The sequence below is a fragment of the Novosphingobium sp. CECT 9465 genome, assembly GCF_920987055.1.
Classification (GTDB): Bacteria; Pseudomonadota; Alphaproteobacteria; order Sphingomonadales; family Sphingomonadaceae; genus Novosphingobium.
This window is the reverse complement of the sequence record NZ_CAKLBX010000001.1, coordinates 3230192-3245393: the sequence shown is the minus strand read 5'-3', so window position 1 is coordinate 3245393 and position 15202 is coordinate 3230192. Positions and strand designations below refer to the sequence as shown.

10 protein-coding genes are annotated in these 15202 nt (G+C 59.3%); 7 read left to right on the top strand and 3 right to left on the bottom strand.

What is annotated here, in order from left to right:
* Positions 1 to 373: 373 nt before the first annotated feature.
* The 7 genes from LUA85_RS15790 to LUA85_RS15760 all read left to right on the top strand — a co-directional run bounded on the left by LUA85_RS15790 (position 374) and on the right by LUA85_RS15760 (position 12573).
* Positions 374 to 3451, top strand: coding sequence for a trifunctional glycosyltransferase/class I SAM-dependent methyltransferase/polysaccharide deacetylase (locus tag LUA85_RS15790; RefSeq protein WP_256448255.1), 3078 nt, complete (start codon positions 374 to 376; stop codon positions 3449 to 3451).
* The gene (locus tag LUA85_RS15785; RefSeq protein ID WP_231471202.1) at positions 3448 to 5181 is read left to right on the top strand and encodes an ABC transporter ATP-binding protein; all 1734 of its coding nucleotides are present in this window, start codon (positions 3448 to 3450) and stop codon (positions 5179 to 5181) included. Before LUA85_RS15790 ends, LUA85_RS15785 begins: the two co-directional genes overlap by 4 nt.
* 39 nt (positions 5182 to 5220) lie before the next feature.
* A protein-coding gene (locus LUA85_RS15780) for an IS3 family transposase (RefSeq protein ID WP_371823651.1) occupies positions 5221 to 6584 on the top strand; the annotation gives its coding sequence in 2 pieces (ribosomal slippage) (positions 5221 to 5569 and positions 5569 to 6584; 1365 coding nt in all).
* Between the two features lie 83 nt (positions 6585 to 6667).
* A complete protein-coding gene (locus LUA85_RS15775; RefSeq protein ID WP_231471201.1) occupies positions 6668 to 9061 on the top strand; it encodes an SAM-dependent methyltransferase in 2394 nt (797 codons plus the stop codon).
* 159 nt (positions 9062 to 9220) lie between these two features.
* The gene (locus LUA85_RS15770; RefSeq protein ID WP_231471200.1) at positions 9221 to 10729 is read left to right on the top strand and encodes a lipopolysaccharide biosynthesis protein; all 1509 of its coding nucleotides are present in this window, start codon (positions 9221 to 9223) and stop codon (positions 10727 to 10729) included.
* Positions 10730 to 11773, top strand: coding sequence for a glycosyltransferase family 2 protein (locus LUA85_RS15765; protein WP_231471199.1), 1044 nt, complete (start codon positions 10730 to 10732; stop codon positions 11771 to 11773).
* Complete coding sequence (locus LUA85_RS15760; protein ID WP_231471198.1) at positions 11770 to 12573, top strand: hypothetical protein; 804 nt, start codon at positions 11770 to 11772, stop codon at positions 12571 to 12573. Before LUA85_RS15765 ends, LUA85_RS15760 begins: the two co-directional genes overlap by 4 nt.
* Positions 12574 to 12607: 34 nt before the next feature.
* Here LUA85_RS15760 and LUA85_RS15755 read toward each other — a convergent pair whose 3' ends face one another.
* The 3 genes from LUA85_RS15755 to LUA85_RS15745 all read right to left on the bottom strand — a co-directional run bounded on the left by LUA85_RS15755 (position 12608) and on the right by LUA85_RS15745 (position 15118).
* Positions 12608 to 13528 (bottom strand): zinc-binding dehydrogenase, encoded by a 921-nt coding sequence (locus LUA85_RS15755; RefSeq protein WP_231471197.1) that lies wholly within the window; start codon positions 13526 to 13528, stop codon positions 12608 to 12610.
* Between the two features lie 74 nt (positions 13529 to 13602).
* Positions 13603 to 14829 (bottom strand): acyl-CoA dehydrogenase family protein, encoded by a 1227-nt coding sequence (locus LUA85_RS15750; RefSeq protein ID WP_231471196.1) that lies wholly within the window; start codon positions 14827 to 14829, stop codon positions 13603 to 13605.
* A 13-nt stretch (positions 14830 to 14842) separates the two neighbouring features.
* A complete protein-coding gene (locus tag LUA85_RS15745) occupies positions 14843 to 15118 on the bottom strand; it encodes a hypothetical protein (protein WP_231471195.1) in 276 nt (91 codons plus the stop codon).
* Between the last annotated feature and the right edge of the window lie 84 nt (positions 15119 to 15202).

The following is a 15202-nucleotide window of genomic DNA, read 5'->3' as shown; positions in this document are numbered from 1 at the left end:
AAGTAGACGATTTTCAAACGACCTCCCGGATAGTCGAAGTTTTCATGGATCGATTTGTCCCAACCTAGGTCGGCACGTGGTGCTTGTCATCCTTGCTAATGCCGCTTGCATCCCTCAATCTGCCGCAGCGCAACATATCTGTAGCATGCCGAATGTGATCAATATCCCGGCAGAGGCAGGACGGCCATGATATTGAACCGGATCAGTGCTAAAACTTGATGAAAATTGCGATATTTTACAGAGTTTATAGATGAGTTGGGAATATTCGGGTGAACCGGCCCTGTTTCCTATCGAATAACCTACCGAAGGTTAGCATGGAGCCTCTCGGAGATTTGGTTTATAGGCCGTTGTCATTGCAGGTGCGAAAGGCTTTATGCCAACTGTTTCAATCGTTATGCCAGCTTTCCAGGCTGAAGCGTCGTTGCTGTCCGCAGTCGCCAGCATGTCTGCGCAGACGTTTGTGGATTGGGAACTGGTCATCGTCGATGACGGCTCGACCGACGCGACGCTATCGCTTGCGCAAGGTTGTGCGGCCAAAGATCCGCGTGTGCGCGTGTTCAGCCAGCCGAATCGCGGTGCATCTGCGGCCCGCAACGCGGGGTTGCGCGAAGCCTGCGGGGAATGGATCGGATTCCTCGATGCGGATGATGTCTTTGCGCCATCATTCCTGCAGTCGTTACTGAATATTCTGGTGGCGCATCCACAAGCAGGCGTCCTTTACTGCGATTTTGCCCTGACCGATGCCGATGGCAAGTTGCAGGAGGAACAACGCGTTCCAGACTTGAGCGATCCGTTCGGCGTACTCGCCCGGACCTGTGTGCTGTCGGTTCACTGTGCGCTGACCCGTGCGGACATCATGCGCGCGGCCGGGGAATTCGATGAAGCGATCGCCATCAACGAGGACTGGGACCTGTGGCAGCGAATCGCGCGCACCGGCGCCGAGTTCAGGGGCATCCGCGAGATTCTGGCGTTTTACACCACGCGCCCCAATTCGTTGTCGCGGCGCAAGGTCGAAGCGCTTGCCAGCGACGGCGTGATCGTGATCGAGCGCATGTTCCAGGCTGATCCGCGCGTACCTTCAGCCAATCCCCGTTATGCCAACGGGCTGCCCCTGGAGGATCGCCTGTCCGTGCTGCTGGACTGGATCGTCATGTGCGCGGGCAATGCCGTGGCGCTCGATCTCGATGCAACGGCGTTTCTGGATCTGGTGCCCGATATCGGCGATGCCTTCCTTTATCCCGAAGACGCCGCCGGTTCGATGACGGGCGCGATGGCGTTTGCGCTTTGCATCGAAGTGCCGGAGCTTGCCGGTCGCTGGCCTGAACTTGGTCCCCGTGTCGATTCCTTCTGGAACGCACTGGCACAGAAACTGGGCCGTCACCGTCCGGTTGATATGGCCCGCGCGTGCCAGCTTCGCCTGATATTCGGCCCTGGGGCCTGGATTGCAAAGTTCCAATCCACGGCGATCCACGCCAGTCGGCTCGATATTTCAGCGCCTGTTCCAACGATCGATCCTGGAACGTGCGATATCGTGATGGTCGATGTCAGCGATGGCAACCGGCCGCTCGGACTTGTGGCCATTCCGGCTGTGGCTCCCCTCCCGCCGGGGGTGATCGCTGATGCGGTCCGCAAGACGGCGCCATACTGGCAGCATCGCCGTCAGGTGATCCGGGCGATGCCGCCGTGGCGGCTGTTGGGCCTTGCCTACCACACGGGCCGGGAAATCGCGCGGGCGCGGGGATGGGGCATCAAACGGATGGCGGCGAATCCCTCGTTGTCCGTCGCCTCGCTGAAACAGCGCGCCCGCGCCGCCCTCGTCCTCGGTCTTGGCCGGATGGTGGAATCGCAAACCATCGTCAAATCGGGCGAATCTGCAAACTGGGAACGGGCGCTGGCGGCCTTCGCTGTCGAGGCGAAAGCGGCAAACGATGCTGTTCCCGCGGCCGCGCCCCGAATGGCAACGGCGCAGGAATGGAACAACGATGTCGAGGTAAACTCCGTCGACTACTGGGATCAGGTGTTCGAAACCGAGAATCCGTGGGCCTATGACAGCCCCTACGAACAGCGCAAATACGAACAGACTCTGGAACTTGTGCCGCGTGACAAACCCTGCAAGGCAATCGAACTCGCCTGCGCCGAAGGGCATTTCACCGCCCAGCTTGCCGCCATTGTCGACGATCTGCTGGCGACCGACATATCACGGACCGCAATCGGACGGGCAGGCGCGCGTTGTCGCGCATCGGGTCTGGATCATGTAAAGTTCGATCAGCTCGATTTTTTCAACAATCCGCTGCCCGGCATGTTCGACCTTATCGTCTGCAGCGAGGTTCTCTACGAAGCCGGAACGCGCGAAAAACTGCACCAGATCGCGCGCAACATCGCCACGCACCTCAACCCGGATGGTGTGCTGGTAACGGCTCACATCGTGGAAGTGACCGAGGAGCGCGACCGGTCGGGCTTCGACTGGGGCGGCGTGTTCGGCGCCAAATCGATCACCGATGCCTTGCTGGGAACAGGAGAACTGCAACTGGAAGTGGAGATCGAATGCGAACTCTACCGTGTCCAGCGCTATCGCCGCACGAAAACGCCATTGGCAAAGGAAGTGCGGCTCGAACCCATGGGCAGTGCGCCCGAACGGGAATACGCGTTCCATGTCGTATGGGGCGGAACGCAGGCAACATGGTCCGAAGTCGAACATGAACGGGCTTTGGCCGTGCCCATCCTGATGTACCATCGGATCGCCGAGGCAGATGACGGACCGCAAAGCCTGGCCCAGTACCGGGTGCCCCCGGCAATGTTCGAAGCGCAATTGCGGTGGCTGCGGCAGAATGGTTACCATGGCATCACACCGGACGAATGGCTTGCGGCCTTGCGTGAACGCAGGGCCATTCCCGGTCGTCCGTTCATGCTGACCTTCGATGACGGCTATCGCGATTTTGCGACCACGGCCTGGCCAATCCTTGGCCGCTTCGGCATTCCCGCCACGGTCGCGCCGGTGACCGATCACGTTGGCGGCGTGGCGGAATGGGACCGCCGTTTTGGCGAACCTGCCCCATTGATGGACTGGGCCGAAATTGCCCAGGTGGCGCGCGAAGGGGCAATCATTGCCAGCCATTCGACCAGCCATTCGCCGGTAAACGCGCTTTCCGGGCGCGAACTCTATCGCGAGGCGGTGCAATCGCGCGACGCTATTCTGAAAGCGACCGGGATTGCCCCGGAAGCGGTGATCTATCCTTATGGCATCGAGGACATGGCTGCTTGCCGGGCCTTCGAACATGCCGGATTTGCAATCGGGTTCGGTACGCGCAACGGCGTTGCCACAATGCTCGACGATCCGATGCGGCTGCCTCGCGTTGATGTGAACGGCCTTGAAGGGTTGGATGCGTTCATCGCAAACGTCACGCAAATGGATCTTCAGACGGGCCGCAAACGGCGGTCGAGCCTGGCATGAATTTCGTGCCATCGGAGAGCCATGGCGCGTCGACTGCCAACGGCAGCCATACGGCATCTCCCGAAGTATCTTTCGCGGCACTTGATGAGTTTGACGAGTTCGACGACCGGGAAAGTGCGTCCATAAGCATCGGTGGCGTGATCGCCGTTTTGCGTCTGGTGGCGCCATTCTGGCGCGGCATGACCTGGGCCTTGCCGTCCGTCATCGGGCTGGGGTTGGTTGCAGCCGCCGCCGAAGGCATGGGAATCGGCGTGGTCCTGCTGTTGCTGTCCAGCATGATGCGCGGTGAAGCCGATCAGGGATTGCTTGAACACGATGGCTTCGATCGCCTGGCAGGGCTGATCATGGACTGGACCGGCGGGGAAATCTGGGTTCTGGCAGTGCTGGCGGGGGCGATGATGGCGCTGCGAATCTTCGTGATCGTGGCAAACGATATCGTCACCACGCTGCTGGAAGGCCGCATATCCCACCAGGTGCGCACCTCGCTGTTCCGCAGCCTGCTGCACATGCCGATGGAAGCGATGCAAAGCCGGTCCTTCGGTGACATGCTGATGGTGGTCAATCACCAGAGCTGGCGCATCGCAGAGGCGACCGATGCCCTGGCGAACATGGTCCTGAGTGGCGTCATCGCATTGCTGATGGGTCTTGCCCTGATGTTTGTCGCGCCTGCTATCGGTATCGTCGCCATTGTCGGAACGGTGCTTCTGTCATTCGCGCTCAAGCCTGTGGAACGGGCTGCTGAACGTGCCGGAGAAGAGGTTGCCGATGCCTCGCGCCAGGTGAGCGTGATGACTTTGCGCGCATTGCAATCCATGCGCGCGGTCAGGGCGTTCAGTGGCACCAGGGCGCAGATGAGGGTGTTTGCGGAGCATTCCGGGCGGCTTCATCGCGCGTCCAACCGCAGCGATCTGTTGTCCAGCATCGGCGAATCCGGCAATCAGGTCACGTCGTTGCTGTTGCTCGTCCTGATTACGCTCGTTGCCTTGCAGCAGGGCCTTGGCTTTCCGGTGATCCTTGCATCCGTCGCGCTTCTCTATCGCATGCAGCCCTATGTGGCTGCGTTCGATACGCACCGTCTGCGCCTTGCCGTGATGCTTGCGCCGATCCGGGCGGTCAGTGAACTTGTCGCAATGGCACCGCCAGAACGGCGGCGGAGTTCTGGCATACCCTTCACCGGTATGCGCGAATGCATCGCTCTCGAAAATCTCACGTTTCACTATGCCAACCGGCCCTTGCCCGCGCTTGCGGGATTTACCGGCGTGATACCGGCCGGGGGATGGACGCTGATCGATGGCCGGAGTGGGGCGGGCAAATCCACGTTCGTCAATCTTCTGCTCGGTTTTCTGCAGCCGACAGACGGAACGATCACTATCGACGGACGTCCGCTTGATGACATCGACATTGATGAATGGCGCAGTACGCTGGCAGTCAGCGGGCAGGACGTCGAACTGATCGATGGCACCCTGGCTGAAAACATCCTGATCGGAAGGCCGCAAGCCAGCGAAGCGGACCTTGTCCGGGCCATCGAAGTCGCGGGCCTTGCGCCGGTTCTCGCCGGTCTGGCGCAGGGTGTGCAGACCCGCGTGGGCGAACGCGGTCTCAACCTCTCCGGCGGGCAGCGCCAGCGCGTGGGCATTGCCCGCGCGATGATCACCGATCCGCAGATACTGATCCTGGATGAAGCTGTTCCCCGTCAGCACCAATGGCACAGATTTGAGGTTGTGATTTAAGGAGTGTTGGGGCTTCGTCGTAGTGACGAAGGAACGAAGATGAAGCCCCAACACTCCTTAAAAAAATCGCCGATGAAGGCCCCTGCCGAGCGGGTGGTGAAGGACATCCGGCGGCAGACCCGTCGGCACTTCTCGGCCGAAGACAAGATCAGGATCGTGCTGGATGGCCTGCGCGGCGAGGACAGCATTGCCGAGCTGTGCCGCAAGGAAGGCATCGCCCAAAGCCTGTATTACACCTGGTCGAAGGAGTTCATGGAAGCGGGCAAGCGTCGCCTGGCTGGCGACACTGCCCGTGCCGCAACCACCGGCGAGGTGCAGGACCTGCGCCGCGAAGCCCGTGCCCTGAAGGAATGCGTTGCCGACCTGACGCTCGAAAACCGTCTGCTCAAAAAAAGTATGATCGCGGATGGGGGCGACGACGAATGAGGTATCCAGCATCGGAGAAGCTCGAGATCATCCGGATCGTCGAGCAATCGCACCTACCAGCCAAGCACACGTTGGACGAGCTCGGCATTGCCCGTCGGACCTTCTACCGCTGGTACGACCGGTTCCTCGAAGGCGGCCCGGAGGCGCTGGAGGATCGGCCATCGACACCGAGCCGGGTGTGGAACCGGATCCCGCCTGACATCCATGATCAGATCATCGAGCTGGCGCTGGGGCAGTCCGAGCTAAGCCCCCGGGAACTGGCGGTGCGTTTTACCGATGAGAGGCGCTACTTCGTGTCGGAAGCCACGGTTTACCGTCTGTTGAAGGCCCACGATCTGATCACCAGCCCGGCCTATGTCGTGATCAAGGCCGCCGATCAGTTCCACACCAAGACCACGCGGGTAAACGAGATGTGGCAGACTGATTTTACCTACTTCAAGATCATCGGGTGGGGCTGGATGTACCTGTCGACCGTGCTCGACGACTTCTCGCGCTACATTATCGCCTGGAAACTGTGCACCAACATGCGCGCCGAGGATGTGACCGACACGCTCGACCTGGCCCTTGGCGCATCGGGCTGCGACAGCGCCACGGTGCTGCACAAGCCCAGGCTGTTGTCGGATAATGGCCCCAGCTACATCGCCGGCGAATTGGCTGAATACATTGAGGCCCGGAAGATGAGCCACGTGCGCGGTGCCCCGATGCACCCGCAAACCCAGGGCAAGATCGAGCGCTGGCACCAAACCCTGAAAAACCGCATCCTGCTGGAAAACTACTTTTTGCCCGGCGACCTCGAAGCCCAAATCGAGGCCTTCGTCGAGTACTACAACCACCAGCGTTACCACGAGAGCCTGAACAACGTGACGCCCGCCGATGCCTACTTCGGCAGGGCTCCAGCCATCATCAAACAGCGCGAAAGGATCAAGCGACAGACCATCGAACATCGGCGCTTGCAACACCGCAAGCTCGCCGCCTAACATCAACCCCCAGACGAGGTCCGCACTCCGCTAATTTACGCCGCGAGTTGTGCCGAATGTTCTGACGACGGACAGATGAAACATTGCACACGAACGAGGATTGGGATCTCTGGCTGCGACTGGCGCAGGACGGCTGCCGTTTTGCCGTAACGCAGCGTATTCTTGCACAATACTGGTCCAGCGCCGATTCCCTTACGCGAGATACCCGGCTTATGCTGCGCGATGCGCGAACCATGCTGGAACGTGCCCATTCGTTGAAAATCAGCCCTGCCCGTGGTCTCGAAGAGTTCGACATGCGATCCTTCGCGATCTCGGATCTTGCCTTGCGCAACTGGATGTGGAGCGCTGGTGTGGCCATTGGCCAGGGGCGCGAACTTCCAGAGGTGTTCGACGATCTCGGTCCCGATGTCGATTGTCGCTACCAGAAGGACGAACTTGCCCTGCGCCTGTTCAACGGCCTGGTGGTGGGTAGCGGAACGGGATTTTCCGCACTGGCCCAGCGCTGGCCCGGACTGCGCGATGGCGTGGACCGGTTGCTTGCACGATTGGCGCATCACGTGGGCAGGGATGATGTCGTGCTTCCGATCTCGCGTGCGCTGCAATTGCTGATTGCCCGCCATGGTCGTTTCCGGGGGCGGATCGATCTGGGCAAGGTACTGGGTGTCACACTGATGCCCGCCATGCCATGGCGTGGCTTCCGGCCGGAAACGCAGGCCGATGTCATCGTCTTCCAGATCCCGTATTTGCGCCCCATCACCTGGTTCAGCTTTGATGGACCCTTGCTGGGGCCTCTATCGGGGGCGGATGTCCGCCGCATAATCCGGCGCAGTCTTGCCCATCGCATCGAAACAAGGCTGGCCCGCAAAGCATTGCTTTCAACGCAAGTCTCGCTGCGTCTCGCCCGCTTCGCTGCCCTCACCCGCCGTGTGATTGACAGAGCCGTGCCCAGAGCGCGCAGCCCTGTGCTTGCCGGAACGCTAGGGCGCCGGGTACGCCAGATCGAGGCAGGCGCCATGGCGCACCAGGCCCGGACAGACCACGTAACCGTTCCCGCGCCTGCATTTCATCCAGACCACCGCTCTTCGTCGGGCGATTGGGACCGCTTTTTCCAGCAAGCCAATCCATGGCGCTACGATAGCGAATACGAACAGATCAAATATGCACGGACGCTATCGCTGATCCGGCCGGTTTCAAACGGCCATGCTCTCGAAATTGCCTGCGCGGAAGGTCATTTCACGGTCGATCTGGCAAGGCGCTTCGCCTCGGTCACCGCGTTCGACATATCGGAACTGGCCATCGAACGCGCCCGTCAGCGTGTTGCCGGACAAGGCGATGTCACATTCGTGCAAGGCGATGTCTTCCGCGATGGCATCGTTGGACAGTATGACCTCATCACGTGTTCGGAAATGCTGTACTTCGCTCCTTCGCTGGCAGCGTTGAAGACCGTCGCTTCCGCAATTGCGAAAGCGCTGCGTCCGGGCGGGCAGTTCGTACACGCGCATGCCTTCCTGATCGGCGAACGTCCCGATCGCACCGCCTTCGATTGGGACGGTACGGCTGGTGGCGATCAGGTGTTTGCGATTTTCAGCAACACCCCCGGATTGCGCCACGTCCGCGCGATCATCACCGATCTTTATCGTATCGACCTGTTTGAACAGGCTTGCCCGGATCAAGCCCATGCTGCCCCGGCGTTGATCGAAACCGTCCCATTGGGATGCACACTCGAAGACCGGGTTGCCGCGGACGTGGTGTGGGACGGGGCGGTTGTTACGCGCAGCCAGGCGATGCAGACCACCACCCGGACCATCCCCGTGCTGCTTTTCCACGGAATTGCAGGCGTCAGGGATGGTGACGACGATGATCCTTTCCGGCTGCCCCGCGAAGATTTTGAAGATTGTCTCCAGCAGCTTCGTCGCCATGGCTACCGTTCGCTTTCCATGCAGGAGTGGGATCACGCCGCGCGGTACAGTGGCAGGCTCATGGGCAGGCCGCTGATGATCACCTTCGATGCCCTGGACCATGCCTTCGTCAAGCACTGCTGGCCGATCGTCCGCCGGAATGGCTTTCAGCCATTCATCTTTACGACCCCTGCCGAACTCCTGGCTGTTGCGGGCACCGAAGCAATCGTGCGTGATTGGGTCGCGCAGGGCCTTGGTGTGGGGAGCAGGCTCGATGGCCGCGCGGCTGACACCATGCTTTCTTCCGAACTGTTGCAGGTGGCGGTCGAAACCCGGATTCAGTTGGAAGCCATGACCCGCACCGCCGTACGCTCTGTCGCCCCGCCATTCGGCATGATCGATCGCCGCACTGCAGAACTGTTGTGGGCGGCGGGATACCGCCGCTGCTTCATGGATGATGGCGGCATTGCCAATCTTGGCGGCATGGAACTGGCAGTGCCCCGTATCGACATGGCCCGCGAAACGCTCGGCGAAACCATGGAACTGTACCTGCTTAACACCGTGCCGTCCGGAAAGTAGCCCCATGGCCTGGATACTGCATGGGGTTGCAGACGTGCAAAATGGTCTTGTTCGGATCAGTTTGCTGCATTGCACTATACTTTCCCGGCGCGCTAATTTATCGCGCATAGTCATGCCAGCCTGCATATCCGCCAGCGCGAAGGGATTCGAAACAGGCCGATGAGCAGCATCTCCGCCCGTGTGCTCAAGGGGAGCTTCTGGGTAACATTGACGCGGCTGTTCACCAACGGGCTGGCCGTGCTCAGCACGTTCATTCTGGCCTGGAACCTCAGTCCGGCGGACTTCGGTCTCGTCGCCATCGGTACGACGGTATTGGTCATCCTGACCAGCGTTACGGAATTCTCCCTCTCCCAGGCTCTGGTGCGGCACGAAGCGCCGGATGAAACCCACCTCAGCGCCGCATGGACGCTCAATGCCTTGCGTGGCGCGGTCCTGTGCCTTCTCGTTTGCGGTGCGGCATGGCCCGTTGCCGCCTTCTTCGCAGATGCCCGGCTGAAAGGCATCATGTTTGCTCTGGGCGCCTGCCTTTTCATCGGTGGGCTGGCCAATCCCAAGCTGGCGATGGCACAACGCTCGCTGGAATACTGGCAGTATTTCACCGTATCCACTGGGGAAAAGCTTGTCGGCTTTGCCGTGGCCGTTGCTGTGGCGGTGATCTACAAGAGCTACTGGGCACTGGTGGTCGGCTCGTTCGCCACGCAATTGGCAAATGTCGCGCTTTCCTATGCGGTCATGCCGTTCCGCCCTCGCATCCTGTTCCGCTACTTCCGTGAATTCTTCGGCTTTTCCGGCTGGCTGATGGGAAGCCAGTTCCTCAGCACGATAAACTACAATGTCGATCAGCTTATTGTCGGCGCTGCATTGGGCAAGGCTGAACTGGGTGCTTACAACGTAGGAGGAAAGCTGGCGCAATTGCCGAGCCGCGAAGCGCTGGCACCGCTCACACAGCCTTTGTTCCCGGCCTTCAGTCTTTTCAGCCGGACACCGGATCGTCTCAGCGCAGCATATCAGCGTGCGCAGACGCTTGTCACTTTTGGTGCACTGCCTGTGAGCCTGGGCGTGGCCTTGTTTGCCGCGCCCCTGGTTTCGCTGCTGCTGGGTGCACAGTGGAAATCGGCGATACCCGTTGTGCAGCTTGTCGCCTTCTCCACCGCCTTTGAGACGTTGGGCAGTCTGGTCGGCCCGCTGGCCATGGCGACAGGACGAACCAATATATTCTTTGCGCGCAACCTCCAGAAGCTCGTCATCCGCATTCCTATGATACTCATTGGCTTGCTCGCGGGTGGATTGACGGGGCTGCTATGGGGGCGCATGCTTTCGGGCCTTGTCACCGTCTTCGTGGATCTCAGGTTTGTCGCCCGGATACTGGAGCAGACGGTATGGCAGCAGATTGCCCTCAACAGCCGGTCCCTTGTGGCATCCATCGTGATGATTATTGCCGCACTCGGTCTGGATAAGGCTAGACCGTCTATCCCTTTGTTTGGAAACGATCTTGCTTTTCTGCTTATTGCGGGCGGATCATCAGCCATGATCTATTTTCTTGCATCATTCGGACTGTATTGGGCTCGCGGATGCCCTTCTGGCGCAGAGAAGGAAACCATGGTTCTCGCTGGCAAGGCATGGAATGCCTTGGCGCTGAGAAGGCGCAATATTGAGGTGGCAGAATAGATGATGCGCATCAAAAGGTCCGCCCGAAAGTTCCAGCAGTTCCTTGTGGACGCGTGGAGGCGGCTGCGTTTGTCGTTTGATGTGCAATACGTCAGCGGTCTGATATCGATTCACACTCAGCCAAATGACGTTGTGGTAGCCTGCCTTGTCAAGAATGGACGTGCTTACGTTGATGAATTTGTCAAGCATTACAAAAATTTGGGCGCAAGGCATATATTCGTTTTAGACAATGGTTCAACGGATGGCACTGTCGAGCGCTTTTCTGCGCACGAATGCGTATCGGTCTGGAAGACCGGGATGCCATTCAAAACCTACAAGAACATCATGAGAGACCTTCTGGCAAATCGCTTCGGAGGAAAGTGTTGGGTCTTGTACGTTGATATAGACGAGCTTTTCCGCTTTCCCGGTGACGACAGGATCAATCTGCCGCAATTGGTCTCCTATCTGTCGGACAATGGCCACGATGCCATTGTCGCTCATATGATAGACATGTTCCCGGACGGGCCACTCCAGGAAGCCGGGCATCTCGACTGGAAGTCTTCGCATTGCTGGTTTGATGTCGAAAGCCTCGAACCACAGGACTATGCGGCATGGTACGGGCCTGGAAATATCGTCTCCAACGAAAAAATTCCCTACTACCTCGGTGGCTCTCGTGCCAAGGCATTTGGTGCAAGGCAATGGCTTAGCAAGCACCCGCTTTTCAACGCGGGAAAAGGCATCAGAATATCGCACGCTCATCATGTATTCGGCGCTAGTATTGCTGATATATCTGCAATACTTCTTCACTATAAATATGTTGGGGATTTTCAGGAATATTTCAAGATGGTCGTCTCCGAAGGCAGTTTCTGGAATGGCTCTTCCTATTACCGGCAATATCTTGCGGCCCTGGATGATAATCCGAATATGAGCCTGATGACGCCGACGGCCAGGAAATTCGAAAGTCTCGATAGCTTGTCTGACGCAGGAATGATCTGCCTGTCGGAGAAGTATTCCCGGTTCCTTGCCGACAAGGAGCCGCGCGTGGAAGGCCAGGAAATTCAATGACCCTCCTCACCTTCATCATTCCGGTTCGGCATCAGGACAATGCGCGCGACTGGACGCAATTGTGCGCGAAGTTGACCCAGACCATGGCTTCCATCGCCAATCAGTCCTTGATGGACTGGCAGGGAATCGTCGTTGCCAATGAGGGCGCAGATTTGCCATCGCTGCCAGCCGGGTTCAGGGCGGTAAGGGTGGATTTCCCGCCGAACGACATGCACGAACTGGGCAGGCAGGGCCACGACGCGTTTTACGAAGCCTTCCGGGCCGACAAGGGGCGCCGGGTGCTCAAGGGCATGCTTGCCGCGCGGGACAGCAGGTATTTCATGATCGTGGATGACGACGATTTCGTCAGTTCGCGGATCACCAGCTTCATTGCAAAGAACGATGGCGCGAACGGGTGGTTTATCGAAAAGGGCTATGTCTGGAGTGACGGTGGTTCATTGCTGCTGGGCCATGACGGGTTCAACAAGCTGTGTGGGACCTCACTGATAATCCGGTCCGATCTTTACGAACTGCCTGCCACGTTCGAAGATGCATCGCTGGACTGGATCAAGCAGTCGCTTGGCAGTCATATCTTCATAACCGACGCCCTGCGCGACAGGGGATCGCCACTGGATGCCCTGCCGTTTCGCGGTGCAGTCTATCGTGTGGGCCATGCCGGTTCGCACAGCCAGGCGGGCGGCATCCTTTCCAGCTATTTTCTGAACCGCAAGGCGCTGCGCCACCCGCGAAGCCTGCTAAGCAATCTCGTCAAACTGCGGCCACTGAACCGTGCGGTGCGAGCGGAATTTTTCGGCGTGTAGGGGGCCATCTGGCTCCAGAGGTCCGATTCCGCAATCAGTGTTTGATGATGATCTTGGCATAAGGGCTGCCGGCTTGTGCAGCCCAAGCTTCATCCGCGCGATCAAATTCATGGATCGCGGTATCGACCGCAAGCCCCTTTTCGACCGCAAGGGTCATCAGGCGATCGAATGCGGCGCGGCGTTCCACGGCCGGGCGCTGTCCGGTGCCCACGCCGATATGACTGCGAAAAACAAGATCACGCAATGAGAGTGTTACCGTTGGACCGGCCTGGACGCCGATACTCATCATGCGCGCCCCCGGACGCGTGGCCCGCATCGCTGCTTCTGCCGGTGGGCCGTAGATCACGTCCAGAACCACATCGAAGCCGCCGTGCGCGGCTTCCTTCAGCGCCGCTTCGTCATCGCCCGTGCCAAGCTGGACGAAATTGTCTGCCCACCCGCGCTTGACCAGTCCTGCAAGCTGATCCGCATTCCGCGCGGCTGCCACCACGTGACCGGCACCGAAAAGTTTTGCAAGTTGGAGGGCGATCTGGCCGACCGGACCCGTAGCGCCCAAAACAAGTACATTATCTCCCGAACGGATTTGCGCTTCTTCCAGAGGAAGAAGCGCGCCGGTGCCCGATATTGCCAGTCCGATCACCTGATCGTCGCTCAATTGCGGGGGGAAGGGCCAGACTTCGGCAATGGGGGCGAGCGTCTTTTCAGCGATTGCACCAAATGGTGCAGCGCTGTGCCCAAAATACACCCGCGTACCATCCTCCAAAGTGCCCGTGCCCTCCCCGCCTGGGACATAAGGGCTTGTAACCGGACCGAAGAAGCCTTTGGCACGCATCAGGTCTGTCGGGCCGATGCCCGCGGCGCGAACATCGATCAGGGCGAAACCGTCTGCCGGGGCAGGGGCGGCATGTTCTGCCAAGGCAAAACTGCCGTCGCTGGCGATGATTGCAGCCTTCATCGGTCGAGATTTCCTTACGCAATTGAACAGGTCGCCAGGGCGCGTTGCCGTGCTGCCCGGAAACGCCTTCTGAATCAATATGCGCCCGGAGGCGAGATACTTTCCGCACCAGCCAGATTGCGACCATAGATTTCATAACCGATGGTCGGGATGTTCTGGATGTGACGCGTTGCCATCGAAACATCACGCCAGTAGCGATTGATTGGCTTGTCGAGTGCAAATGCCGAGGAACCTGCCTGGAACATGACGGATTCGCTGGCGGCGTGCACAAGTTCGATCATCTGGGCACCGGCGGCGCGGTGCACCGCCTTTTCAGCAAGCGTGAATTCTTCGCCCATTGCGACGCGATCAAGCTTGGCCGTAAGATCGAAGAGGATCAGCTTGGCGGTGTTGACCATGGCAGCCGCTTCACCGAGATCGCGCATATAGGCGCCTGAGTTATTGCGCGATGTGATGAAGGTCGTCAGTACGGGCTTCTTTTCCGCTTCGGCGGTGACGATTTCAACCATGGCTTCAACCGCCCCGATCAGCTGGGCAATGCCCGTGGTGCGTACCACGGGGACCGCAGGCAGCAAATCGGAAGGAGCGCCGAAGTGGCGCTTCGTCGGATCGATCTGGCCAGCGCGTTCGTTCATCAGCATCATCTGGCCGTCAGGAATGAACACGTTTTCAGCGATCGCAGTGTCAGAGCCGGTGCCCTGCATGCCGGAAACGAACCAGCTATCGACAATGGTCATCGCAGCCATCGGCAGGTAGCACATGTTGATCCCAGGCACGATCGGACCATCATAGTCCTCCAGCACTACACCCTGCTGCGCCCAGGTCGATTGACGTGAGCCGGACATATAGGGCCATCGGCCATTGATGATCCAGCCTCCGTCCACTTTGCGGGCCTTGCCGGGAGGGTTATAAGCGCCGCACACCGGCTGAGGGCCATTGCCGAATACGGCATCCTGAACATCGTCGGACGCCAGGCTTGTGATCCAGCTGGTGCCGTTGATGATCTGCATCACCCAGCTGATCGCAGGGTCGCCCTTGGCGATTTCCATCTGGACGCGGCAGAAATCGGTGGTTGAAAGGCCCACGCCGCCAAGCCGCTTCGGCACGAGAAGTTGCAGAAGGCGATGCTGCTTCAATGCCTTGTCTACAGCAGGAGTTGGCGCGCGCAGCTTCTCGCCCGCGGGCGCTTCTTGCTGCAACAACGGACGCAGGTTGCGAGCGATTTCGACGAATCCGTCCGCGACATCCTTTGGCGCGAAGCTGCCAAGGACGCTGGCGTTAATTTTGGCGACGGTGGCCATCAGTTTATCCTTTCTATCGATAGGGCGTGGTGGCCGGCAATGTGCAAAGTCTGTTCAAGCCGGCAGGAATTGCGCGCACCGGTTTGATGGGCGTGGGCAAAGTTATGTGCAGGATAACGACGAGCAGGGGTTTCGCGTTGGCATCCTGTCTCGATTTCAAAAGCCTGTTCGCGGGATGGAGCCGTGGTGAGAAAGGCCATGACGGGGAATGCAGAACCAGTTTGTCTCCGCCCGCCTGCAACTGCATCAGGCACACGGGATGGGCCTGCACGATGGTGATTTCCTTCACCTCCTGCGGTAGCGACCTTTGTTTGCGAGCAGCGATTCATGTGAAGCTTCCGCAACGGGATATGACCGCCAGATTTTCCATCTC

Bases quoted from the DNA above. Each gene is read 5' to 3' on its own strand.
- LUA85_RS15790 (WP_256448255.1), top strand. From the start codon at position 374: ATGCCAACTGTTTCAATCGTTATGCCAGCTTTCCAGGCTGAAGCGTCG.
- LUA85_RS15785 (WP_231471202.1), top strand. From the start codon at position 3,448: ATGAATTTCGTGCCATCGGAGAGCCATGGCGCGTCGACTGCCAACGGC.
- LUA85_RS15770 (WP_231471200.1), top strand. From the start codon at position 9,221: ATGAGCAGCATCTCCGCCCGTGTGCTCAAGGGGAGCTTCTGGGTAACA.
- LUA85_RS15765 (WP_231471199.1), top strand. From the start codon at position 10,730: ATGATGCGCATCAAAAGGTCCGCCCGAAAGTTCCAGCAGTTCCTTGTG.
- LUA85_RS15760 (WP_231471198.1), top strand. From the start codon at position 11,770: ATGACCCTCCTCACCTTCATCATTCCGGTTCGGCATCAGGACAATGCG.
- LUA85_RS15755 (WP_231471197.1), bottom strand. From the start codon at position 13,528: ATGAAGGCTGCAATCATCGCCAGCGACGGCAGTTTTGCCTTGGCAGAA.
- LUA85_RS15750 (WP_231471196.1), bottom strand. From the start codon at position 14,829: ATGGCCACCGTCGCCAAAATTAACGCCAGCGTCCTTGGCAGCTTCGCG.